The sequence below is a fragment of the Saccharopolyspora rosea genome (genome assembly GCF_025643595.1).
Taxonomy (GTDB): domain Bacteria; phylum Actinomycetota; class Actinomycetes; order Mycobacteriales; family Pseudonocardiaceae; genus Saccharopolyspora; species Saccharopolyspora rosea.
Genome location: NZ_CP102826.1, coordinates 3055711 through 3078551, shown reverse-complemented (window position 1 = coordinate 3078551; position 22841 = coordinate 3055711). Strand labels below are relative to the sequence as shown.

17 protein-coding genes and 1 pseudogene are annotated in these 22841 nt (G+C 71.3%); 11 read left to right on the top strand and 7 right to left on the bottom strand.

Annotated features, from left to right (window positions below; translation table 11 throughout):
* The first annotated feature begins 68 nt into the window (after positions 1 to 68).
* Together NV263_RS14260 and pdxR are read left to right on the top strand one after the other, a co-directional pair.
* Positions 69 to 1100 carry a phosphotransacetylase gene (locus tag NV263_RS14260; RefSeq protein WP_263253694.1) on the top strand — a complete coding sequence of 344 codons (1032 nt, stop codon included), beginning with the start codon at positions 69 to 71 and terminating at the stop codon, positions 1098 to 1100.
* A gap of 368 nt (positions 1101 to 1468) precedes the next feature.
* Positions 1469 to 2950 carry a MocR-like pyridoxine biosynthesis transcription factor PdxR gene (gene pdxR, locus NV263_RS14255; RefSeq protein WP_263253692.1) on the top strand — a complete coding sequence of 494 codons (1482 nt, stop codon included), beginning with the start codon at positions 1469 to 1471 and terminating at the stop codon, positions 2948 to 2950.
* Positions 2951 to 3100: 150 nt separating this feature from the next.
* Here the strand turns inward: pdxR and xsc are convergent, their stop codons facing one another.
* Positions 3101 to 4909 carry a sulfoacetaldehyde acetyltransferase gene (xsc, locus tag NV263_RS14250; protein ID WP_263253690.1) on the bottom strand — a complete coding sequence of 603 codons (1809 nt, stop codon included), beginning with the start codon at positions 4907 to 4909 and terminating at the stop codon, positions 3101 to 3103.
* A gap of 170 nt (positions 4910 to 5079) precedes the next feature.
* Between xsc and NV263_RS14245 the strand changes: the two genes are divergently transcribed.
* The 4 genes from NV263_RS14245 (at position 5080) to NV263_RS14230 (ending at position 10419) form a co-directional block, all read left to right on the top strand.
* Positions 5080 to 5910 carry an IclR family transcriptional regulator gene (locus NV263_RS14245; protein ID WP_263253689.1) on the top strand — a complete coding sequence of 277 codons (831 nt, stop codon included), beginning with the start codon at positions 5080 to 5082 and terminating at the stop codon, positions 5908 to 5910.
* Between the two features lie 374 nt (positions 5911 to 6284).
* Entirely contained in the window at positions 6285 to 7247 is a 963-nt protein-coding gene (locus NV263_RS14240) for an AAA family ATPase (protein ID WP_263253687.1), read from the top strand.
* Complete coding sequence (locus NV263_RS14235) at positions 7244 to 8956, top strand: cobaltochelatase CobT-related protein (RefSeq protein ID WP_263253685.1); 1713 nt, start codon at positions 7244 to 7246, stop codon at positions 8954 to 8956. Before NV263_RS14240 ends, NV263_RS14235 begins: the two co-directional genes overlap by 4 nt.
* A 245-nt stretch (positions 8957 to 9201) precedes the next feature.
* Positions 9202 to 10419, top strand: a complete 1218-nt coding sequence (locus NV263_RS14230) for an MFS transporter (RefSeq protein WP_263253683.1) — start codon at positions 9202 to 9204, stop codon at positions 10417 to 10419.
* Positions 10420 to 10496: 77 nt separating this feature from the next.
* Here the strand turns inward: NV263_RS14230 and NV263_RS14225 are convergent, their stop codons facing one another.
* Positions 10497 to 11507, bottom strand: a complete 1011-nt coding sequence (locus NV263_RS14225) for an alpha/beta hydrolase (RefSeq protein WP_263253681.1) — start codon at positions 11505 to 11507, stop codon at positions 10497 to 10499.
* A gap of 286 nt (positions 11508 to 11793) precedes the next feature.
* Positions 11794 to 12654, bottom strand: coding sequence for a MurR/RpiR family transcriptional regulator (locus NV263_RS14220; RefSeq protein WP_263253679.1), 861 nt, complete (start codon positions 12652 to 12654; stop codon positions 11794 to 11796).
* Positions 12655 to 12794: 140 nt separating this feature from the next.
* Between NV263_RS14220 and NV263_RS14215 the strand changes: the two genes are divergently transcribed.
* Complete coding sequence (locus tag NV263_RS14215; RefSeq protein WP_263253677.1) at positions 12795 to 14129, top strand: MFS transporter; 1335 nt, start codon at positions 12795 to 12797, stop codon at positions 14127 to 14129.
* 124 nt (positions 14130 to 14253) lie between these two features.
* Here NV263_RS14215 and NV263_RS14210 read toward each other — a convergent pair whose 3' ends face one another.
* A complete protein-coding gene (locus NV263_RS14210; protein ID WP_263253676.1) occupies positions 14254 to 15108 on the bottom strand; it encodes a LysR family transcriptional regulator in 855 nt (284 codons plus the stop codon).
* Positions 15109 to 15210: 102 nt separating this feature from the next.
* Here NV263_RS14210 and NV263_RS14205 point away from each other — a divergent pair, with 102 nt between their 5' ends.
* The 3 genes from NV263_RS14205 (at position 15211) to NV263_RS14195 (ending at position 18131) form a co-directional block, all read left to right on the top strand.
* On the top strand, positions 15211 to 16398 hold the full coding sequence (locus tag NV263_RS14205; protein ID WP_263253675.1) for a YbfB/YjiJ family MFS transporter: 1188 nt from the start codon (positions 15211 to 15213) through the stop codon (positions 16396 to 16398).
* A 232-nt stretch (positions 16399 to 16630) separates the two neighbouring features.
* A complete protein-coding gene (locus tag NV263_RS14200; protein ID WP_263253673.1) occupies positions 16631 to 17653 on the top strand; it encodes an NAD(P)H-dependent flavin oxidoreductase in 1023 nt (340 codons plus the stop codon).
* A 70-nt stretch (positions 17654 to 17723) separates the two neighbouring features.
* The gene (locus tag NV263_RS14195) at positions 17724 to 18131 is read left to right on the top strand and encodes a tautomerase family protein (protein ID WP_263253671.1); all 408 of its coding nucleotides are present in this window, start codon (positions 17724 to 17726) and stop codon (positions 18129 to 18131) included.
* Between the two features lie 382 nt (positions 18132 to 18513).
* Here the strand turns inward: NV263_RS14195 and NV263_RS14190 are convergent, their stop codons facing one another.
* Positions 18514 to 18888: an MmcQ/YjbR family DNA-binding protein gene (locus NV263_RS14190; protein ID WP_263253669.1), complete on the bottom strand. Its 375-nt coding sequence runs from the start codon at positions 18886 to 18888 to the stop codon at positions 18514 to 18516.
* Between the two features lie 300 nt (positions 18889 to 19188).
* Here NV263_RS14190 and NV263_RS14185 point away from each other — a divergent pair.
* Positions 19189 to 19887, top strand: a pseudogene (locus NV263_RS14185) (IS630 family transposase); the annotation flags it as partial.
* Positions 19888 to 20388: 501 nt separating this feature from the next.
* Here the strand turns inward: NV263_RS14185 and NV263_RS14180 are convergent.
* Together NV263_RS14180 and NV263_RS14175 are read right to left on the bottom strand one after the other, a co-directional pair.
* Complete coding sequence (locus NV263_RS14180) at positions 20389 to 21831, bottom strand: GntP family permease (RefSeq protein WP_263253668.1); 1443 nt, start codon at positions 21829 to 21831, stop codon at positions 20389 to 20391.
* 100 nt (positions 21832 to 21931) lie between these two features.
* Positions 21932 to 22834, bottom strand: a complete 903-nt coding sequence (locus tag NV263_RS14175) for a PfkB family carbohydrate kinase (RefSeq protein WP_263253666.1) — start codon at positions 22832 to 22834, stop codon at positions 21932 to 21934.
* Positions 22835 to 22841 lie beyond the last annotated feature (7 nt).

Sequence of the window (22841 nt, the reverse complement as noted above, 5' to 3'; positions counted from 1 at the left end):
CACCGGTCTGGGCCGCCATTAGCGTCCATGTGGAATCGACTTCTACATATTGGAATACAGGAGGCGTCGTGGCGGAGAAGACGGTCGTCACCCAGCACTGCGACGCGGTGGGCCTGTCACTGCTGGACCGCTGGCGCGAGCGGGTCGGCGGCCGCTCGGTGCGGGTGGCCCTGGCCGACGGCGAGGACCCGCGGGTGGTGCGCGCCGCGCTCCGCATGCACCGCGACGGCCTGCTCGTCCCGCGCCTGATCGGACGGCGGGACCGGATCACCGCGCTGGCCCGCTCCGGAGGTTTCGCGATCCCCGACGAGCTGGTGCTGGAAACGCGTGCGCTGCAAGACGATTCCACCATCAACCGGGTGATTTCCGAATCGCTGCGCGGAAAAACCGAGCGAACCCTCGAAGCCGCGCTGCGCGACCCGGTCCACCTCGGCGCCGCCGCGCTGCGGGCGGGCCTCGTCGACTCCGGCGTGGCGGGAGCGGCCCGCCCGACGGCCGACGTGCTCCGGGCCGGGATCCGCGTCGTCGGGCTCCGACCGGAGGTGTCCACGGTCAGCAGCTCGTTCGTCATGGTCCTCGCGGACGGCCGGGTGCTCACCTTCGCCGACTGCGCCGTCCTGCCGGACCCCACGGCCGAGCAACTGGCCGACATCGCCGTCGCCGCCGCGGACACCCACCGGTCGCTGACCGGGGTCGAACCGCGTGTGGCGATGCTGTCGTTCAGCACCCGGGGCAGCGCCGAGCACGACGGGGTCGCGAAGGTCCGCGCGGCCACGGCGTTGGCGTGCCGGCGTGCCCCGGAACTGCTCATCGACGGCGAGTTGCAGTTCGACGCGGCACTGGTCGACGCCGTCAGCGCGCACAAGGCGCCGGACTCGGCCGTCGCCGGTCGCGCCACGGTCCTGGTCTTCCCCAACCTCGACGCGGGCAACATCGGGTACAAGATCGCCGAACGGATCGGGGGCGCGCTCGCGCTCGGGCCGATCGTGCAGGGGTTGCGCCGGCCGTTCAACGACCTCTCCCGGGGGTGCAGCGCCGATGACGTGGAGCTGGTCGCGCTCATCGGAGCCGTGCAGGCCCTCGGGGCCGCGGCCCCGTGAGCGGCGTCGCGCCGTAGACCGACCGCTGTGGACGGACGATCGCGGCGGCACAGCTGCCACCCTGGGCGGACTGGATCGATTCCAGAGTGGACGACCGCACCCGGATCAGCAGCTGGACCTTCCGGAGCGGCACTTTCTGGCTCTTCTCAGGGATCCAGCCGCCGGGCACGCTTGCTGGCACCGGCGCCACCGGGTCCTGGGGCGGACCTGGACCGAGGGCGGTTCGACCGGGTGCGGCGCCGGAAGTGGGAGGTGCGCAGGACGGCCCGGTCCGCGCGGTGGTCGGGACGCGCTCGTCAGGGCCTGGTCCCACGGCGACGACGAGGTTACTGTTCACCACCCGCGTTCGAGTCCCGGCGGGAGGGTGGATGCCCAGAACGTTGATCGAAGTGGACCGCAACTCCGACGAGCCGCTGTACCAACAGGTGCGGCGAGCGATCGAGCACGGCATCGCGGTCGGCATGTTCGACCCGTTGCACCGGTTGCCCAGCTCGCGCGAGCTGTCCGAGGAACTGGGCGTCTCGCGGAACACGATCAACCTGGCCTACCAGGAGCTGATCGCCGAAGGGTTCGTGGAGAGCCAGGAGCGGCGCGGCCTGTTCGTCAACTCCGAGATGCGGCACCAGTGCACCGCCCAGGAGCGCAGCACCACTCCGCACATCGACTGGTCCCGCCGCATCCGCCGCTGCCCGGACGCCGACGTCCCGCACGTGGAGAAGCGCACCGACTGGTACCGGTACCCGTACCCCTTCCTCGCGGGCCAGGTCGACGTCGGCGCTTTCCCCGCGCGGTCGTGGGCGCGGTGCCTGCGCGACGCGCTGTTCCACCCGCACGTCTACTACAGCCTGCAGGACAGCGTGGCCTGCGACGATCCGATGCTGGTCGACATGATCCGCCGCCACCTGCTGCCGTCCCGGGGAATCGAGGCCGCACCGGAGGAAATCCTGGTGACGGTCGGGTCGCAACAGGGCCTGGACCTGCTCAGCCGAGTGCTGCTCGGGCCGGGGCAGCAGGTGGTGGTCGAGGACCCGGGCTACCTGGACGCCCGGCACATCTTCCTGCGCAGCGGAGCCGACGTGGTGGGCTGCCCGGTGGACCAGGCCGGTGTGCGACCCCCGGAGTCCTTCCGCGGCACCGACCTGCTGTACCTGACGCCGAGCCACCACCACCCGACCAACGCCACGCTGAGCATCGGCCGGCGCCGCCAGCTCCTGCAGCTGGCGGCCGAGAGCGGGACGGTCGTGGTGGAGGACGACTACGACAGCGAGTTCCGCTACCAGGGTCGGCCGACCCCGGCGCTGAAGGCGCTGGACAGCACGGGCGACGCGGTGTACCTGGGCACGTTCTCGAAGTTCCTGTCCCCCGGCCTGCGCCTCGGTTACCTGGTCGGCCCCGCTCCGCTGGTCGCGGAGCTGCGGCAGGCGCGCCGCTACGTGCTCAGGCACCCGCCGGGGCACCTCCAGCGGGCGTTGGCGCTGCTGATCGAAAGCGGCGAGTACCTGCGCTCGCTGCGCCGCTACCGGACGAAGTTGATGCGCAAGTGGATCGCGACCTGCGAGATGGTCGACCGGTACCTGCCGTGGCAGGAGCCGGTCTTCCCGCCGGGCGGGGTGAGCCTGTGGATGACCGGTCCGTCCGAACTGGACTGCCGACCGCTGGTCGAGCGCGCCGAGCAGCGCGGCATCCTCGTCGAGCCCGGCGACATCTTCTTCCTGGACCGGGACGAGGGGCGCCACCACTTCCGGATCGGTTTCTCCGCCATCCCGCTGCGCGCGATCGAGCCCGGCATGCGCCGGCTCGGCGAGGTGGTCGAGGAGCTGCTGGAGGGGCGGCGGGCGGCCGCCCGCTGACCGCACCGCCGCGGCACGTGCCGGGCTCCCACCGCGAATCGCGGGACGGCCATGCGGCCCCGCGACCGCGACCGGCGGGGCCGCCCGTCCAGCAGCACGGCGGCCCGCGCCCCTCGGGGACACGGGCCGCCGTGCGCACGCGCCGTTCGATCAGACGTAGTCCTTGTACTTGTCCAGCAGGCGGACCGGCTTGCGCAGCGCGTCCCGGCGGAACGGGTCGCCCAGCTCCCGGGTGCACATGACCTCGATGACCGTGGTCCGGCCGCCGTTCATCTGCATGTCGGTGGCCTTGCGCAGGGCCGGGCCGACGTCGTCGAGCTTGTCCACCACGACGCCCTCGGCGCCCATGGACCGGGCGATTCCGGCGAAGCTGGGGCTGTCGAGATCCTCGGCGACGAACCGGCGGTTGTAGAAGTCCACCTGGTTCTTCTTCTCCGCGCCCCACTGGCGGTTGTGGAACACCACCGCCGTGACCGGGATGTCGTACCGCACGGCGGTCAGGATCTCGCCCATGCTCATCGCCCACGCGCCGTCACCGGCGTAGGCCACGGCCGGACGTTCCGGCGCGGCCGCCTTCGCACCGATGACGGTCGGCAGCGCGTAACCGCAGTTGCCGAAGCTCATCGGAGCGAGGAAGCTGCGGGGCCGTTCGAAGCGCAGGTAGCTGTTGGCGACCGAATTGATGTTGCCGATGTCGGTGGAGACCACCACGTCCGGCGGCATCGCCTTCTCCAGTTCCCGCAGGACCTGGCGGGGGTGCAGCCAGTTGCCCTCTTCCCGCTCGTGCTCGGCGATCACGTCCAGGCTGTACGGGTCGGTCTCGTGCGACCACGAGTCCAGTTCGGCCTCCCACGCGTCCTTCTCGGACCTGATCCGCTCGGCGCGCTGCTCGCGGGTGGCGTCGCAGGCCAGCGCCCGCCCGGCCAGGCGCTCGGTCAGCGCGACCGCGGACGCCTTGGCGTCCCCGCAGATACCGACCGAGATCTTCTTGACCAGACCGAGCATCTTGTGGTCGGCGTCGATCTGGATGACCTTGGCGTGCTCGGGCCAGTAGTCCAGGCCGTGCTGCGGCAGCGTGCCGAACGGGCCGAGCCGCGAACCGAGCGCGACGACGACGTCGGCCTGCGAGATCAGCTTCATCGCGGCCTTCGAGCCCTGGTAGCCCAGCGGTCCGCACCACAGCGGGTGGCTGGCCGGGAACGAGTCGTTGTGCAGGTAGCTGTTGACCACCGGGGCGCCGAGGCGCTCGGCCAGGGCCTGGCACTCCGCCACGGCGTCGGCCATCACGACGCCCCCGCCGGAGATGATCACCGGGAACTCCGCCTTGGCCAGCAGCTCCGCCGCCTCGTTGAGGCTGGCCTCGCCGCCCGGACCGCGGTCCAGCCGGTTCGGCTGCGGGATCTCCGCGGTGAGCTCGCCGTAGAAGTAGTCCCGGGGGATGTTCAGCTGGGTCGGCCCGATCTCCGACATCGCCCGGTCGAACGCGCGGCCGGTGAACTCGGCCATCCGGGCGGGGTTGTTCACGTGCGCCTGGTACTTGGTGAACTCCTGGAACATCGGGAGCTGGTTCGCCTCCTGGAAGCCCCCGAGGCCCATGCCCATGGTCCCGGCCTCCGGGGTCACCATGACCACCGGGCTGTGCGCCCAGTACGCCGCGGCGATCGCGGTGACGCAGTTGCTGATGCCCGGGCCGTTCTGCCCGATCACCACGCCGTGCCGTCCGCTCACCCGCGAGTAGCCGTCGGCCATGTGCGCGGCGCCCTGCTCGTGCACGACCGGGACGAGGCGGATCCCGGCCGGGGCGAAGATGTCCATGGCGTCCATGAACGCCGAGCCCATGATGCCGAAGATGTCCGTGACGCCGTGGGCGACCATCGTCTCGACGAACGCCTCCGACGGGGTCATCTTCTGCGGGCCGCTGACCGCGGCGCGGCCCGGATCCCCGATCTTGTCAGTCATAGCGGTGTCTCCTGTCGGCAGATCAAGGGAGATGTACGAGAAATCGGTACGCACCGTCTCTGAAAACAGGACACCGATGCTAGGGCGCGGCCCGAACCACGTCAACGAGAAGTTCAAGAAACCGGTATGCCTTGTACAGCTTTCCGGAATGGCGCTACGGTGGTCGCACGATGAACGAGACACCCGACACCGCGGCGCGGGCGGACGGCGGCGAGCTCAACGGCGACACGCCCACGATGCGCCTGTTCGCGCTGCTGGAGCTGATCGCCGCGAAGGACCAGTTCGTGTCGTTGCAGGGCCTGGTCGAGGAAACCGGCATGCCCAAGCCGACGCTGCACCGCATGTTACAGCAACTCGAAGCCGCGGGGCTGCTGGTGCGGCAGGCCGACGGCCGCCACTACGGAACCGGCGGCCGGCTGCGGCGGCTCGCGGAGAACCTGCTGCTCAACGCCACCCAGCACGGCGCCCGGCACGCCGTGCTGCGCCACCTCGTCGAGGAACTGGGCGAAACCTGCAACGTCACCGCGCTGTCCGGCAACGAGGTGGTCTACCTCGACCGGGTCGAAACCCCCGAACCGCTCCGGTTCTACCTGCGGCCGGGCTCGCGGGTGCCGGTGCACTGCTCGGCCAGCGGCAAGATGATCCTCTCCCAGTTCAGCCCGGCCCAGCGGCACAAGCTGCTCGCCCACGCGCCGCTGAAGCAGTACACGCCCAAGACCATCACCGACCTCGACGCGCTGGAAGCCGAGCTGCAACGGGTGCGGCGGGACGGCTACGCCATCGACGACGAGGAGTTCCTCCCCGGACTGGTGTGCATCGCCGTGCTCGTACCGACCGCGGATGCCCGCTCGGCCCGGTCCAACCTGTGCCTGGCGGCCCAGGCACCGATCATGCGGCTCACCGCCGGGCAGGCGCCGGAACTCCTGCCCGCGCTGCGGCGGGCCGCCGACGCGATCAGCCGCATCGAGGCGGAAGGCGCACCGCCCGATCCCGCGTCCTGAGAGCCTGTCTTTGAACTTGGTTCCGACGGGTCGTGGTAAGCGGCGGAGCCGCTTTCTCTTTCGGCGAGCGGTCTCGCAACTTGCACCGCCGCGGGTTCTCCGATGGGCACAGCGGCGCGCAGCGCCTCCGTGGGGGGTGGTGGTCGGGCGACGGGCGGGCGTCTCGCGAGGACAGCCCCGACGCTGTGTATTGGGCATACATCAGGAGGGGCTCCCGGAGCCGGTGTGGCTGTGGCGCGTCAGCGCCTCCGTGGGGGGTGGTGGTCGGGTGACGGGCGGGCCGCTGAGGTTCCGCCACCGGCACCGCCACCCAAAACGAGTTCAAAAGACAGGCTCTGACCCACCGGAACCGACCCCCGGAGCGTGGAACCCCGATGCCTGCGAACCAGCCCGACGACCGCGTCCGTGTGCGCGACGCCTTCGGAATCGACTCGGACCTCGTCGTTCCCGCCTTCAGCGAACCCGACGAACACGTCCCGGAGGTCGACGAGGACCACCGCTTCGACCCCGACGTCACGCTGGCGCTGCTGGCCGGGTTCACCCGCAACCGGCGCGTCCTCGTGCAGGGGCTGCACGGCACCGGGAAGTCCACGCACGTCGAACAGGTGGCGGCCCGGCTGAACTGGCCCTGCGTGCGGGTCAACCTCGACGCCGACATCAGCCGGCTCGACCTCGTCGGCCGGGACGCGATCGTGCTGCGGGACGGCCGGCAGGTCACCGAGTTCCAGGAGGGGATCGTCCCCTGGGCCGTGCAGCGGCCGGTCGCGCTCGTCTTCGACGAGTACGACGCCGGGCGGCCGGACGTGATGTTCGTGCTCCAGCGGCTGCTGGAACGCGACGGCAAGCTGACCCTGCTCGACCAGAACCGGGTGCTGCGCCCCCACCCGTGCTTCCGGTTGTTCGCCACGGCCAACACCGTCGGCCTGGGCAACCTCAACGGCCTCTACCACGGCGTGCAGCGGCTCAACCACGCCCAGCTCGACCGGTGGGACGTGGTGGCCTCGCTGGACTACCTCCCACCGGACGTGGAAATCGCCATCGTGCGGGCGAGGGTGCCGGAGCTGGCCGACTCCCGCGAACTGGTCGCGTCGATGGTCGCGCTGGCCGACCTGACCCGGAAGGGCTTCCAGGCCGGCGACCTGTCCACCCTCATGTCGCCGCGCACCGTCATCGCCTGGGCCGAGAACACCGAGATCTTCGGCGACGCCGCGGCGGCCTTCCGGCTCTCCTTCGCCAACAAGTGCGACGAAGCCGAACGGCCCGTGGTCGCCGAGTACTTCCAGCGCTGCTTCGGGCGGGAGCTGGCGGACGTGTCCCCGCTCGCGGCCGCGTCATGAGCGACACCGCGGCCACCGCCCGACGTCGCCACCGCACCGAGGAACTGTGCGCGGCAGCGGTCCGCGCCCTCAGCGGCGATCCCGAACTGCGGTTCCGCGACCAGCTCCTGCACCGGGGGCACCGACGCGTGCCGACGCCCGCGCCGCAGCCGCGACCGTCCGATGAGGACTTCGCGTCCGCCCGCGGCGCGGCGGACGGCACGGCGATGCTCCTGCGGCACTCCGACGCCGAGCTGCACCGCCGGCTGTGCCCGCAGGACCCGGTGCAGCGGTTCGTCTTCGGGATGCTGGAGCAGTTCCGCGTCGAGTCGCTGGCGCCGGTGGACATGCCCGGGGTCAGGCAGAACCTGCGCCACCGGCACGTCCGGTGGTCCAGATCGGTGCACCACGCCGGACTCACCGGGACCGAGCACGGGCTCCTGCTCTACACCGTCGCCCAGATCGCCCGCAGCCGCCTCAGCGGCGAGCCGGTGGTGGCGGAGACCGAGGACCTCATCGAGGCCACGCGCTTCGCCCTGGTCCCGGAACTGGGCGAGGATCTCGCCGCGCTGCGCCGACACCGGCACGACCAGGCGGCCCACGCCCGGCACGCGCTCGCCATCGCCTCCGCGGTCAGCCGCCTGGTGCGGCGAACCCCGGAAGGCGAGGACGCCGCGGACCGCACCGCCGACCGCGCCCGGTCCGCGCTGCTGCTGGACGTCGACGACGAGGGCGGCGACGCGCCGACGGCAGCCGCCCCTGAGAGCGTCCGACCGGAGACGGGCGGAGCAGGCCGGTACCGCGCCTTCACGACGGCCTACGACCAGCAGTGCGCCGTCACCACCCTGGTCCGCCCGGCACTGCTCGCGCAGTACCGCGAACGGCTCGACCAGCGGATCGTCCGGCTGGGACTGGATCCCGGACGGCTGGCGCGCGATCTCGCCGCGCTGCTGGCGAATCCGGTGCGAACCGGCTGGGACGGTGGCCGGGAACTGGGCCGGGTCGACGGGCGCCGGCTGGCTCAGCTGGTCGCGAACCCCGCCCAGCGCAGGCTGTTCCGCGCCGAGCGGACCGAGCCGACAACGAGCTGCCTGGTCAGCTTCCTGGTCGACTGCTCCGGCTCGATGCGGGAACACGCCGAGGCGGTCGCGGTCCTCGTCGACGTGTTCGCCCGGGCGCTGGACCTCGCCGGGGCGAGCAGCGAGATCCTCGGCCACACCACCCGAACCTGGAACGGGGGCCGCGCGCTGCGCGACTGGCGACGCGCCGGCCGCCCCCGGAACCCGGGCCGCCTCAACGAGTTGTGCCACCTCGTCTTCAAGGACGCGGACACGCCGTGGCGGCGCGCCCGCCGCGGCATCGCGGGCCTGCTCAAGACCGACCTGTTCCGGGAGGGCGTGGACGGCGAAGCGGTGTCGTGGGCGTGCGGGCGCATGGCGGTCCGCGACGAGCGGCGCCGACTGCTCGTGGTCATCTCGGACGGCAGCCCGATGGACAGCGCCACCGCCCTGACCAACGGCGAACGGTACCTCGACGACCACCTCACCGACGTCGTGCTCGCCGAGGAACGCGCCGGGACGGCGCGCATCCACGGCGTCGGCACCGGAACCGACCCGAGCCGCTACTACAGCCGCACGCACGTCCTGGACCTCTCGCGCGACCTGTCCGCGAGGACGTTCCGCGAACTCCTGCACCTGATCGCGGACCCGTCGGCGATCACGGCGTGGTGACCGGCCTCGCGTGCCGCGGCGATGAGGGACGCTGCCGACGCCGCTGGCGATCCGCACGACCAGGGACACCGCCACCGCGAACCGGCGAGGTGCCCTCGTGGCCCGCATCCCGCGCGGCGCCGAGCAGGACGAGCTGCTCCGGGAAGCTCTCGCGTAGGGTGTCCCGCTGCTGGAGCCGGTCGATCAGGCGATCGCCGCGTCCGCGCTCCCGACCCGCCCGCGACCGCACGACGGAGAACCGAGAGATGAGGGTCCCGACCACCTCGCCCGCCTCGACAGCCCACCCGCGCGCCGCGCTCGCGCTCGGCCTCATCGCCGTGGCCACCTTCCTGTCCATGAGCGTGTGGTTCTCCGCCTCGTTCGTCGTTCCCCAGCTGCGACGGCTGTGGGACCTCAGCAGCGGCGAGAGCTCGCTGTTGACGATCGCGGTGCAACTCGGCTTCGTGGTCGGGGCCCTCACCCTCGCCGCGACCGGTCTCGCCGACGCCCTCCTCGGTCGGCGACTGATGAGCCTGGGCGCGCTCGGCGCCGCCGGGGTCAACCTCGTCCTGCTCTGGTCACCCGGCTTCGCCGTCGCCGTGCTGCTGCGCGCGCTCACCGGAGCCTGCCTCGCCGCCGTGTACCCACCGGCGCTCAAGGAAGTGTCGTCGTGGTTCCAGCGCGGCCGCGGCACCGCCCTCGGCGTCATGATCGCCGCGCTGACGCTCGGTTCCGCGGCCCCGCAGCTGATCAAGGCCACCGGCGGCCTCGGATGGCAGGTCGTGATCGTCGCGACCTCCGCGCTCACCGCCGCCGGGGGCGTGACCACGTTCTTCCTCCGCCGCTCCGGACCGTTCCCCTTCCCGAAGTCGGTGTTCCGGCTCCGCTCCGCGCTGCGCGCCAACCGGAACCGGCGAGTGATGCTCGCCAATCTCGGCTACGTCGGGCACATGTGGGAGCTCTACGCGATGTGGGCCTGGATCGGGACCTTCCTCGCCGGCCTCGACGGGTTCGCGGGTTCACCGAACGGGTCCCAACACGCGGCGTTGGCCGCGTTCGCCTGCATCGGTGTCGGCGCCATCGGCTGCCTCGTCGGTGGCCGCATCAGCGACCGCGTCGGCCGCGCGCAGTCCGCGCTGATCAGCCTCGTCTGCTCCGGCGCAGCCGCCGTCGTGCTCGCGTTCATCCGCACCCTGCCGTTGCCGCTGGTCCTTCTGGTGAGCGCCTTCTGGGGGTTCTGGGTGATCGCGGACTCCGCCCAGTTCTCCGCCATGGTCACCGAGAACGCCGACCAGCGCTACGTCGGCAGCGCGGTCTCGCTCCAACTCGCCACCGGCTACGTGACCACCACGGCAACCATCTACCTCGTTCCCGTCCTCGTCGAGAACACCTCCTGGACCGCAGCACTGCTCGCGCTCGCCGTCGGCCCCGTCGTCGGGATCGGGGCGCTGCTCGCCTACCTCCGCTCCACCGCCGACTCCTGACCCGACGTCGTCGGCGCTGCTGTGCGTGGGGACGTCCCGAGCCCGCGATGGGCACCCGGGCGGTGTCGATCAGCGCGTCACCCCAACCTGGCGTGCAGCCAGCGCTGCACCGCCGTCATGTACCGCGCAGCGCGGGGCATGAGGTTCAGCGAATGTCCCGCCCCCGGCAGCACGAACGTCTCCAGCTCGGCGTAGTCCGGTCCCTCGGCCGCGCGCAACGTCGCCGCCGTGGCGCACCGTCCCGCCGACATCGGACCGCAGAACAGCTTGTCCCGGTCCCCCACGGCCAGCAGCACCGGCACCGAAATCCGGCGGGACACCGGGGCGGTCAACACGGCGATCGCATCCGGAACCTCGGTGGCCGACACGACATCGCGAGTGCGCTCATCGAGCTCGGCCGCACCGGGCCCACCCGCATCGGAGAGGAACAGACCGCTGCGGTAGCCGGGCCGCGTGGTCACGTACCCGGGGTCGAGCGTGCGCATCGCCGGATCGACCAGCGCCGGGTGCATGTGCCGCAGGAACGTGTCCGCGGTCGCACCGAGATCGATGCCGTGCGTGACGCCCGTGAGCACCACCGCGTCCACATCCCGGTAGGTGGCCGCCTCCACCGTCGCGATCGCGCTGCCCAGCGAATGCCCCACCAACGCCACGCGCTCATGACGCACTCCCGGCACCCGACCGGCGATGGCCTGCTGGATCACCTGGTGCACCACCTCGGCCTGCCCGGCCGCGGTCAGCAGCACGCTCGGCGGCCGCGACGACCGACCGCTGCCCAACCGGTCGATCGCCAACGTCGCGAACCCGGACTCGGTGGCATGAGCCGTGTAGGAATACCGGTGCCGCGGATAGTCCCAATAGGAATGGTTGTACGTCGCCCCGGGAACCAGGACCTGCAGCGGAGTCCGCGCGGTGGCCCCGGCGGGACGGCAGTACCGGCCGTAGACCGACACCGGCAGCGCCCGCGCCAACCGCGCCTCGAACCGCACATCGCGACATGACGACCCGTCGCTCGCTCCCGCCGAGATGGGGAACAGGCTCGTCACCACGGCGCACATCCCCGCCAGCACCCCGATCCCGCGCAACACGCGGCGCACTCCCACACCGACACCGGACCTCGCCCCTGCGACCACCACGGCCTCCCGTTCGATCCGGACGTTCCCGCCCGGAACCCTTCTCCAGCGTCCTCACCGCCCGCACGCGCCTGCCGCGGGGCGACGTCGGTCACCACGCAGCACCCGCGCTGCCGGAAGAGACTACTGTGGACACTAGGGATCAAGGTGTTCCGTTGGCATCACCTGGTTCGGTACTCCCGCACGCGGACGGCCCCGCCGAGGGCGCCGATCCGCGGTGCCGGCCCGGTTCGCCTTCTCCTCAGGGCTCGAAGATCTGCCTGGCGGCGGCAGATCTTTCGAACGCCTCCAGGCGGTGCTGGGTCGAACCGGGCTCGACCGCGCAGATCTCCTGGAGCAGCACCATCGCCAGCAGCATCGGCGCGGCCTGCGAGTCGAAGACCAGCTGCGAGCCGACGGCCGCCGGGAGCACGACATCGGCGAGGTCGGCCACCGGCGCCAGCTCGCTGTCGGTGAGCGTCACCAGCTGGAGCCCGAGATCACGCGCCGCGCGCATGGCCGCGACCGTCTCCCGGGGGTACCGGGGCAGCGCGAACACCAGCAGCGCCGACGCCCCGGCGGCTCGCGCCTGTTCGAGACCGTCGCCGAGGGACGTGCCCCCGTCGGGGAGCAACCGCACGTCGGGGAGCACCTTCGCGGCGAAGTAAGCGAAGTAGTGCGCGACCGGCCTGGAGGCCCGGAGCCCCAGGACGGGCAACGGCCGGGTGCCGGCCAGCAGGGTGGCCGCGCGGCGCACGGTGTCGCGGTCGGCCAGCTGCGATTCCAGACGTCGCAGGTTGGCGATCTCCCCGGCGACGGCGTGCTGCAGTTCGTTGCGACTCGTGTCGTCACCGGCGGGAGGGCTTGCCAGGTCGAGCTCCCGGACGTACCGGCGCAGCTGCGGATAACCCTCGAAGCCGAGGGCGATCGCCAGCCGGGTCACCGACGCCTGGCTGACGTTGGCCAGCTCGGCGACCTCGTTGCTGGACAAGTAGGCGGCCTGCTGGGCGTTCTCGATCAGGAACTGCGCGATCCGGCGCTGCGTGGGCGTGAGGCGGTGTTCCTCGAACCGCGCCCGCAGGCGTGCCGACGGCGACCTGCTCTCGCGCGCTGGCCGGACCAAGCAACCCTCCTGAATTGTTTTCATTCACTTGTTGTCCAGATGAATCAGAGCTTGCATACTGCGTTGCTGTCAATCATCCCGATGCCGGGCCGCCGAACGCCGGACGCCCCTCAACACCGAGACCGAAGCCGGAGAAGCACATGCCTCCCGCACCCGGGACCGCGCCGACGCGCCGCACCAAGATCCGCTGGCTCATGGTGCTGCTCGCGTTCCTCGCGATCGCGATCAACTACGTCGACCGCGCGAACCTGTCGGTCGCGCTGCCGTACATGAACGCCGAGCTCGGGCTCAGCCCCGAGCTGTCCGGCTTGCTGCTCGGCGCGTTCTTCTGGACCTACTCGGTGTTCCAGATCCCGTTGGGACGGCTGGTCGACCGGTTCGGCACCAAGGTGATGTTCGCAGCGGCCGTCGCCTGGTGGTCGCTGTTCACCGCCGCGACCGCGGTCGCGCGCGGATTCGCGTCGCTGTTCGCCGTGCGCCTGCTGCTGGGGCTCGGCGAAGCGGGCGCGTTCCCCGCCTGCACCAAGCTCGTCGAAGAGTGGTTCCCGCGCCGCGAGAGGGCGACGGCCTCGGGCATCTACGACAGCGGCGCGCGGGGCGGCACGATGCTGGCCATCCCGATCGTCACCGCGTTGGTCATGTGGCTGGGCTGGCGCGGTTCGTTCGTCATCACCGGATCGATCGGCCTGGTGTGGGTGGCGGTCTGGTGGTGGCTGTACCGGCGGCCCCGCGAGCACCCGTGGGTCTCGGAAGCCGAACTCGAACACATCGAGCAGGACGCCGCAGCGCAGACCTCGGAAGCCGACCAGGTGCGGTGGCAGGACCTGTTGCGCAACCGGACGGTGTGGGGCATGGCGCTGGGTTTCGCCTGCCAGGCGTTCGTCATCTACTTCTTCATCACCTGGTTCCCCTCCTACCTCGTGGACGAGCGCGGATTCTCGCTGCTGGAGCTGGGAATCTTCGGCACCCTGCCCGGGATCGTGGCTTTCGCGGGCAACTTCCTCGGCGGAGCCGTCTCGGACCGCCTGGTCCGCCGCGGCCACAGCCTGACCTTCGCCCGCAAGTCCTGCATCGTCGGCGGGATGCTCGGTTCCTCGGTGATCGCCCTGGCAGCCGTCGTGGACAGCTCGTGGCTGGCCCTGGCACTGCTCGCGTTCTCCTTCGGCAGCGTCACCTTCGCCACCACCTGCATCGTCACCCTGCCCACCGACATCGCGCCCCGATCGGCCAAGTCGTGCTCCGGTACCATCCAGGGCATCCAGAACGCGGCCTCCAACGTCGCCGGCGCCGTCAGCCCCGCCCTCATCGGCCTGATCTACGGGTTCACCGGGTCCTTCGTGGGAGGTCTGGTCGCCGCCGGAGCCGTGGCTGTGCTCGCGTGCCTGATCTACCTCCTCGTCGTCGGCGACATCGAGCCCCTGCCCCTCCCGGAGGGTGCCACCCACCAGTCCGCTGCCGCCGATTCGAACGCGTGAGGCTGCCAACGGACGAACTCGGCTGGACATCCCGGCCGCAATCCTGACAACGACGACCGGAGTCCACAGTGGATTCCGCGCGTGGCCGGTGGTTCCACGGGGAGTCCGCGATCGTGCGCCGCCGTCAGCGCTCGGTCGCGGTGCGGGCGGCGTCGAGGAAGCGGTTCACCAGGTCCTGCTGGGCGAGGGGCACGTGCACGAGGTGCACGGCGCTGGGCGGGGCTCCGGTCAGCGGGAGGAACCGGACGGCGCGGTGGCTGATGCGGCGTTGCGCGACCTCGGGGACGATGCCGATCCCGCGGTCGGCGGCGACGGATTCCAGCCATTCGTCGAAGTTCCCGGTCTCCACGATGTGCTCGGGGCCGCGCCCGGCCGGGAACGACCACGGTCCGGTGGTTCCGCTGCGGGTGTTGACCACCAACGGCCAGGACGGGACCTCGGACCAGTCCAGCCGATCTCGGTCGGCGAGGGCGTTGTTCTCGGAGCACACCGCCACGCGGGTTTCGTCGTAGAGGTGCACGGCGCGCGCGGCCGGCGGGGCGTTGCGGACCTCGCCGCGGACGACGGCGACGTCCACGGTGCGCTCGCCCAACGCCTGGAGCGGATCGTCGCACCGCACCAGCGCGACCGAGGCGCCGGTTCCCCGTTCGAAGCGGGTGACCGCGCGCTGGGCCCACGGGTCGGGCAGCAACCAGCTGAACCCGAGTCGAATGGTGATGTCCTTGCGCGCCGCGGCGATCCCCTGCTCAAGAGCGGACGTGGCCTGCTCGGCGTAGCCGAGGAACTCACGGCCCGCGCGGGTGGTTCCGATCCGGCGCGCGGAGCGGTCGATCAGCTCGACGCCGAGGATCTTCTCCAGCTGCGCGACGGTGCGGCTCAGCGCGGGTTGGGTGATCCGCAGTTCCTCGGCGGCGCGGGTGAACGAGCGGTGGTGGGCCACCGCGACGAAAGCCCGGATGTGGCGCAGCTCTACATCCACGACCTGTGGACCTCTTTCATCAGCGACTATGCCTGCCAGGCATACAACCAGCGCAGACGGCATTTCACAAGGTTGCTCGGGCTGCCTAGCGTCGGTGGCGCCATGAACAACGACGCACACCGCTCCGCGCCCACGGGCTCCCCGTGGCCGGTCGTCGTCCGCGCGGCGGCGGCGCTGGCCGCGGCGATGGGAGTCGGCCGGTTCGCCTTCACACCCATCCTTCCGCTGATGCAGGCCCAGGCTGGCATGTCCGCCGGGCTTGGAGCCTGTCTGGCCACGGTCAACTACCTCGGTTACTTGGCCGGTGCGCTACTCGGAATCGCCGCGCCCGCTGTGGTGCGTTCGGCGAGCGCGCTGCGCGGCTCGCTGCTCGCCCTGGTGGCGAGCCTGGCGCTGATGCCCGTCCTCACCGGTGCCCCGGCCTGGTCCGCTCTGCGGCTGGTCGCCGGTGCGGCCAGCGCGTTGATCTTCGTGATCGCCGTCAGCGCAGCCCTCTCGCAGCTGCGCGCGCACGCCCAGCACTTCGCCGGCTGGGTTTTCGGCGGGGTCGGGGCCGGCATCGCGCTGTCCGGGCTCCTGGTGCTGGTGGAGCGGGCCGTCGGCACCTGGCAGGAAGCGTGGTGGACCTGCGCCGGGCTCACCGCGTTGCTCGCCGCGATCGCGTGGCGCCTGCCTCCCGAGCAGAGCGCGGAGGCGGCCACCGCAGGCGCGACCGGGCCGCGCACCCACTGGTGGTTCGTTCCGCTGCTGGCCAGCTACACCCTCGAAGGCGTCGGGTACATCATCGCGGGGACCTTCCTCGTCGCCGCGATCGAGCGCAGCGCGCCCGGCGCGCTCGGTGCCGGCGCCTGGGTCCTCGTGGGTCTGGCCGCCCTGCCCTCATGCGCGGCGTGGGCCTGGCTGTCGCGGCACTGGAGCCGACCTGCCCTGCTGCTGGCCGCGCTGGTCATCCAGGCCCTCGGCATCGCGCTGCCAGCCGTGTTCCCCGGCGTGGCACCGTCCCTGACCTCGGCGGTGCTGTTCGGCGCGACCTTCATGGGGATCAGCACCATCACGCTCGCCATCGGGCGGCACCTGCGGGTGCCACGCGCGGTGGCGATGCTGACCGCCGGCTACAGCGCGGGGCAGATCCTCGGGCCGGTGCTCTCCGCCCCGCTGCTGCACGGCGGCTACGACCAGGTGCTAGTGCTCGCCAGCGCGCTCGTGCTGGCCGCCGGGATCGCAGCCGCCGCGGTCCGAGTCCGATTCCCGCACCGATCCGGCACCACCCCGCGCCCGAGCCGAACCTGAGTGCCTGTCTTCGAACCTGCTCCCGGAACAGGCGTGGCAAGCGGCGCCAGCCGCTTTCTCTTTCGGTGAGTACGCAAGCAACTGGCACCGCCGCGGGTTCTTCGGTGGTCACAGTGGCGCGTCAGCGCCTCCGTGGGGGGTGGTGGTCGGGTGACGGGCGGGCGGCTGAGGTTCCGCCACCGGCACCGGCACCCAAAAGAGTTCAAAGACAGGCCCTGAGGAGGAGACCTTCGTGCTCACCGAACTCGGCATCACGCTGCCCGTTCTCGCCGCTCCGATGGCGGGCGGACCGACCACACCGGAGCTCGTCATCGCCGCCGGGCGCATCGGATCGATGGGCTTCCTCGCCGGCGGATACAAGACGCCGCGAGCCCTGGCCGACCAGATCGCCACCGTGCGCGCCGAAGGCGTGCCCTTCGGGGTCAACCTGTTCGTCCCCAACCCGATGCCCGCTTCCAGCGAGGACTACCTCGCGTACCGCCGGGCGCTGGAGGCCGAAGCCGACCGGTACGACGTGCACCTGCCCGAGGTGCCCATCGAGGACGACGACCGCTGGGCGGCCAAGATCGACCTGCTGCTCGCCGACCCCGTTCCGGTCGTGTCGTTCACCTTCGGTCTGCCCGACCGCGAGATCATCAGCGCACTGCGCAGTGCAGGCAGCATCGTCGTGCACACCGTCACCTCCGCGCACGAAGCGAAGTGCGCGGCCGAAGCCGGAACGCAGGCGCTCGTCGTGCAGGCCCCGGCCGCAGGCGGCCATTACGCCACCCTCACCCCGGATCAGCCTCCACGGCCGGACATCCCCGCGCCGCAGCTGATCGGGGAAGTACGCGACGCCACGGCACTCCCGCTGATCGCCGCCGGCGGGATCAGCGAACCCCCAGATGTCACCGCCGCCCTCCGCGCCGGCGCGGAGGCCGTCGCGGTGGGCACCGCGCTCCTGCGCACCCGCGAAAGCGGAGCGTCCACAGTGCACAAGGACGCCCTCGTCTCCCCCGAGTTCGACACCACCGTCGTCACCCGCGCCTTCACCGGTCGTCCCGCGCGGGCGCTGCGCAACCACTTCGCCGACCGGTACGGGCCGATCGCACCCTGCGCCTACCCCGCGCTGCACCACCTCACCAGCGCGCTGCGCAAAGCCGCCACCACCGCCGGGGACACCCGCCTGATCCACCTCTGGGCCGGTACCGGCCACCGCCACGCCGAGGTGGAGCCCGCCGCCGACACCCTCACCCGCCTGGCCGGCCACGTCTGAAAATCCGCAACCCGCTGCATCCGCGGACATGAGCGCGCGTGCAGTCGAACGACCGACGAGAGGAATCCCCATGCCACTGGTGCGCATCGACCTGGTCCGCGGCCGCCGACCCGACGAGGTCCGGCAGGTCGCCGACGCCGTGCACCGCGCGATCGTCGCCGTGCTCGGCATCCCCGAACGGGATCGGTTCCAGATCGTCACCGAGCACGACGCCGACCACGTCATCGCGCAGGACGCCGGCCTCGGCTTCGAGCGCACCGACGGTGTCGTGATGATCCAGATCTTCACCCAGACCGGGCGCAGCACTCCGGTCAAGCAACGGCTCCACCAGAGCATCGCCGACCACCTCGGCCGCCTCGGGGTGCGCGGCGAGGACGTGTTCATCGGAATCGTCGAAAACGGCCCGCAGGACTGGTCCTTCGCCCACGGACGCGCCCAGTACGTCGAGGGGGACCTCGCCGTCCCCGGCCGGGCCTGACCGGACCACCAGGCACAGCACGCCCACTCCAGCCCGAGGACTTCGACACCGCCAACGTGATCGTCGGGGAAGCCGTCGGCTTCGTCCGGGACATCCCGCCCGCCGGCGAGCTGGTCCACCGCATGGTCGAAGACGCCCGATCCATCCTGCACGACCGCGCACAGCCCTGAGCCCGCGGTCGCGCAGGCCGTCGTGATCCGATGTGGGCGGCGCAACGCCATGCCTCGGTGCGGGTAGCAACACCGCAGCAGAGCCCTGGGAAGGGCGGACGCCGGGACGGGCCGATCCCGCGCCCTCCCGAGCTGACGTCTTCACCAGGTGGGAGTGCGTGGCGACCGGCCAGCACACCGTCCACATCGGACTCCGCATCCCGGGTGCGCGCTCACCGCTCCTCGCTGAGCGCGCGCCAGCGGAGCTTCTCCCGCTCCCGCTTGGGCAAACCGGCGACGACGAGGTCGTAGGAATCCTCGATCAGATCGCGGACGAGGTCGTCCGGCACCGAGCCGTCGAGGACGACGGTGTTCCAATGGCGCTTGTTGAGGTGATATCCGGGCGTGATGGCCGAGTACGTCCCGCGCAGCTGGAGGGCCAGCTCCGGCTCGCACTTGAGGCTCACCCGCAGCGGACGCCCGCCGAGCCTGCTGATGGCGAAGATCTTCCCGGCGACCTTGAACACGCTGTTGTCCGCGTCGAACGGAAACTCCTCCCGGGCCCCGACGAACCCCAAGCACACGTCTCTGAGCTCCTGCGGCGTCATGCCGACACCGTAACCGCGAACCCCGACGTTCCTCCCCCCTTCCAGCCAGGTGCGGCCGGGTTCCACCTCAGGAACTCCTCCGCGGTCGCGCAGTTGCGCTGCCGGCGCTCCCCCGTCGTCGTCCGGTCTTGCGGGGCCCGGGAGCTCGGCAGCGGAAAAACCCGTTGCCAGGGCGGCGCACCGACCCCTAGCGTGCTGCGTACACAGGAAAGGAGGTGGTCCAACGTTGAGCAGCAACAGGACTTGTGAGGTGGCTGTCCGCTAGTGTCTTGAGTCGTAAGTTTGTTGTATATTTTGGGGATGGGTCGTCGAGGTCCGCGTCTGCCGGAGTTGGTGTTGACCGATGCTGAGCGGGAGACGCTTGAAGGGTGGGCGCGTCGTCCGAAGACCGCGCAGGCATTGGCGTTGCGGGCACGCATTGTTCTCGCTTGCGCCAGCGGAATGTCCAATATGGACGTATCGCGGGAGTTGCGGGTGTCGCCGCCGACGGTGACCAAGTGGCGGCGCCGATTCGTGGACGATCGGCTGGAGGGTTTGTCGGACGAGCCGCGTCCGGGGGCTCCTCGTACGATCACCGATCAGCAGGTCGAGCAGGTGATCAACAAGACGCTGGAGGAGGCTCCGCCCCACCGCGACACGCACTGGTCGACCCGTTCGATGGCCGAGGCGGCGGGGATGTCGCAGACAGCGATTTCCCGGATCTGGCGGGCTTTCGATCTCAAACCCCACCTGGTGCAGACCTGGAAGTTGTCCACCGATCCGGAGTTCGTGGGCAAGGTCCGTGACGTGGTCGGGCTGTATCTGGACCCGCCAGAGAACGCCCTGGTGCTGTGTGTGGACGAGAAAAGCCAGATGCAGGCCATCGACCGCACCGCGCCGATCCTGCCGGTCATGCCCACCACGCCGGCGCGGATGACCCACGACTACGTCCGCAATGGCACCACCAGCCTGTTCGCCGCCCTGGACGTGGCCACCGGCACGGTGATCAGCCAGCTTTGGCCGCTCGAACAAACCCGACGCGGCAGGCGGAACCGCGGTCGCCCCCGGCGACCATGCAGCGTCCACAATGGACCCTCGAATCCGCGCGCGATCGCACCGGGATCGCCGAGCACTTCTCCCGAGCGATGTGGTGGAACCACCTGCTCCGGCACGATCTCCGCGACCACGTCCCGCAGCACGATCGCCGGATGCGTCCGCTGCTCCCCTCGCGCACCAGGGGCGGACAGCGGGAACGGAGCGCCTCCGCCCGCGCGCATCCCGGAACCGGGTGGGCGCCAGCCGGCTCGCGCCGCTAGCGCGTGTTCTATAAGCGGCGTCAGCCGCTTTCTTTTTCGGTGAGTGGTCTCGCAACCCGCACCGCTGCGGGTTCTCAGCGGTCGGCTCGCGAGGACAGTCCCGACGCTGTGTATTGGGCATACATGAGTCGGGGCTCCCGGAGTCGAGACGGCCGCTGAGGTTCCGCCACCGGCACCGCCACGCACAGCACTTCCGAAACACTCCCTAGAGGAACGCCGACAGCAGCAGCGTCAGCGCGAGGCCGAGCACGGAGATGATCGTCTCCATCACCGACCACGACTTGACGGTCTGGCCGATGGTCATCCCGAAGTACTCCTTGACCAGCCAGAAGCCCGCGTCGTTGACGTGGGAGAAGAACAGCGAGCCCGCGCCGATGGCGAGCACGACCAGGGCCAGCTGCGCCGGTGGGAGGTCGGCGGCGTACGGTGCCACGATGCCCGACGCCGTGACGGTCGCCACCGTGGCCGACCCGGTCGCGAGCCGGACCAGCACGGCCACGAACCAGCCCAGCAGCAGCGCGGACAGGCTCACCGCCACGGCTGCCTTGCCGATGGCGGTGCCGACGCCACCGTCCACGAGGACTTGCTTGAAGCCACCGCCCGCGCCCACGATCATCGTGGCGCTGACGATCGGCGTCAGGCTCTCGCCGAGCTTCGTCGCCAGCGTGATGGGCGTGAACCCGACCCGGGTACCGAACGTCGCCATCGCCAGCAGCACGGCGATCAGCAACGCCACCATCGGCTCCCCGATGAACTGCAGGAACGGGTAGATCCACGCGGACTTGCTCATCCACACGTCGGCCGCGGCGCGGACGAGCATCAGCACCACCGGCGCGAGGATCGTGACGAGCGTCCAGGTGAAGCTCGGGCGGCGCACGCGTTCACCCGGTGCCGCTGTCGCGCCCTCCGGGGCGGTGGTGCCCGGCGAGTCGCCGCCGGACGCGACGAGGTTCCCACCCGCGCCGAGCGCACCGATGGGCACCCAGCGCGCCGCCACCCCGGCGAACAGGGGTCCGGCGACGATCACGGTCGGCACCGCGATGACCAGTCCGAGCGCCAGGGTGATGCCGACGTTGGCGTGCAGGTTCGCGATCGCCACCAGCGGCCCGGGGTGCGGGGGGATGAAGCCGTGCAGGACGGACAGGCCCGCCAGGGCCGGGATCGCCAGGTACATCGCGGGACGCCCGGACCGGCGGATCGTCAGCATGATGACCGGGATGAGCAGCACGAGGCCGATCTCGAAGAACATCGGGATGCCGATGATGAAGGCGATCAGGGCGACCCGCCACGGCAGCCCGCGGCGTCCGCCGATGAGGATCCTGTCCACGATCTCGTCGGCCCCACCGGAGTCGGCGAGCAGCTTGCCGAGCATCGCGCCGAGCGCGATCAGCACGCCGACGCTGCCGAGCACGTCGCCGACGCCCTTCTCGAACGACTGGGCCACCTCGCCCAGTCCGATGCCGGTCCCGATCCCGACGACGAGCGACCCGATGGTCAGCGCGAGGAAGCCGTGCATCTTCATCCGGACGATCAGCAGCACGACGACGGCGATCCCGAGCACGGCCACCACGAGCGCCCGGGTGTCGTGCCCGCTCCACGGTTCGTGGAGCTTCCCGATGGTGTCCGCAGCGAGGAGCGTGGTCGGCATGTCGCGGTCCCTTCACGCCACCCGGGTGCCGGGCTGGTGGCTGCGGCGAGCACGCCCGCCGCTTCGACCCGGTGATCATGCGCCCTGGGAGCGATGACCTTCAAGGGTCGATCGACGAACCCCTGCTCCGGGCGGCGGCCACCCACGCACGCGCGCCCCGGTGCCGCACCCGCAGCGCGGCCACCTCGTTGGCCTCGGCGAGCAGGCCGGGAAGGTCGTCCGCGGTGGGCACCCGCCCGAGCCGAACGATCCCGAACGCCAGCGCACCGTGCCAGACGTCCCCGGCGCCCAGGGTGTCGCGCGCGGTGACCTCGGAAGGTCGCACGGTCCCCTCGCCGCCCCCGCGGCACGACCAGGACACCGGGTCCTGGCCGCGTGTCCTGGTCACGACCGGAATTCCGAGGTCGTGGAGCGCGCGATCGGTGTCGTCGGGACGGTCGGGCAACCGGAACGCCTCGGAGCAGGCGCACACGTCGACCAGGGGGAGCAGGTCGACCAGCACCGGCTTGTAGCTCCCGGCGTCGAGCACCACGGGGACGCCCCGCCGCCGCGCGGTCTCCGCCGCGGCCAGGGCGAGGCGCGGGTGGTGCCCGTCGACCAGTACGGCCGCCGCCCGTCCCAGCACGCCGTCCAGGTCGTCCGGCGGGAGCACCTCCACGCCGGCGGCGTTGTGCGAGACGACCGTGCGCTCGCCGTCGCGCTCCCGCACGACCGCCGCGCTCACCGGTGGCGGCGAGACACCGTCGGAGCGCACGTCGACCAGCTCCACGCCGTGCTCGGCCAGGTCGCGGCGCGCCAGCTCGGCCAACGGGTGCGCGCCCAGCGCGGTGAGCAACCGGGCCCGACCGCCCAGCGCGGCGACCGCCACCGCCGCGTTCGTCGCCGGACCGCCCGCCACCGTCTCCACCGACGTCGACTGGACCTTCTCCCCCGGGTGCGGCGCGGCCTCGACGCGCTGCACGAGGTCGACCGTGCTCAGCCCGACGAGCAGCACTTCCGTCATCGCGCTC

Excerpts from the sequence above, each read along its gene's own strand:
- pdxR (WP_263253692.1), top strand. The coding sequence starts at position 1,469 with ATGCCCAGAACGTTGATCGAAGTGGACCGCAACTCCGACGAGCCGCTG.
- xsc (WP_263253690.1), bottom strand. The coding sequence starts at position 4,909 with ATGACTGACAAGATCGGGGATCCGGGCCGCGCCGCGGTCAGCGGCCCG.
- NV263_RS14245 (WP_263253689.1), top strand. The coding sequence starts at position 5,080 with ATGAACGAGACACCCGACACCGCGGCGCGGGCGGACGGCGGCGAGCTC.
- NV263_RS14240 (WP_263253687.1), top strand. The coding sequence starts at position 6,285 with ATGCCTGCGAACCAGCCCGACGACCGCGTCCGTGTGCGCGACGCCTTC.
- NV263_RS14235 (WP_263253685.1), top strand. The coding sequence starts at position 7,244 with ATGAGCGACACCGCGGCCACCGCCCGACGTCGCCACCGCACCGAGGAA.
- NV263_RS14230 (WP_263253683.1), top strand. The coding sequence starts at position 9,202 with ATGAGGGTCCCGACCACCTCGCCCGCCTCGACAGCCCACCCGCGCGCC.
- NV263_RS14215 (WP_263253677.1), top strand. The coding sequence starts at position 12,795 with ATGCCTCCCGCACCCGGGACCGCGCCGACGCGCCGCACCAAGATCCGC.
- NV263_RS14205 (WP_263253675.1), top strand. The coding sequence starts at position 15,211 with ATGAACAACGACGCACACCGCTCCGCGCCCACGGGCTCCCCGTGGCCG.
- NV263_RS14195 (WP_263253671.1), top strand. The coding sequence starts at position 17,724 with ATGCCACTGGTGCGCATCGACCTGGTCCGCGGCCGCCGACCCGACGAG.
- NV263_RS14190 (WP_263253669.1), bottom strand. The coding sequence starts at position 18,888 with ATGACGCCGCAGGAGCTCAGAGACGTGTGCTTGGGGTTCGTCGGGGCC.
- NV263_RS14180 (WP_263253668.1), bottom strand. The coding sequence starts at position 21,831 with ATGCCGACCACGCTCCTCGCTGCGGACACCATCGGGAAGCTCCACGAA.
- NV263_RS14175 (WP_263253666.1), bottom strand. The coding sequence starts at position 22,834 with ATGACGGAAGTGCTGCTCGTCGGGCTGAGCACGGTCGACCTCGTGCAG.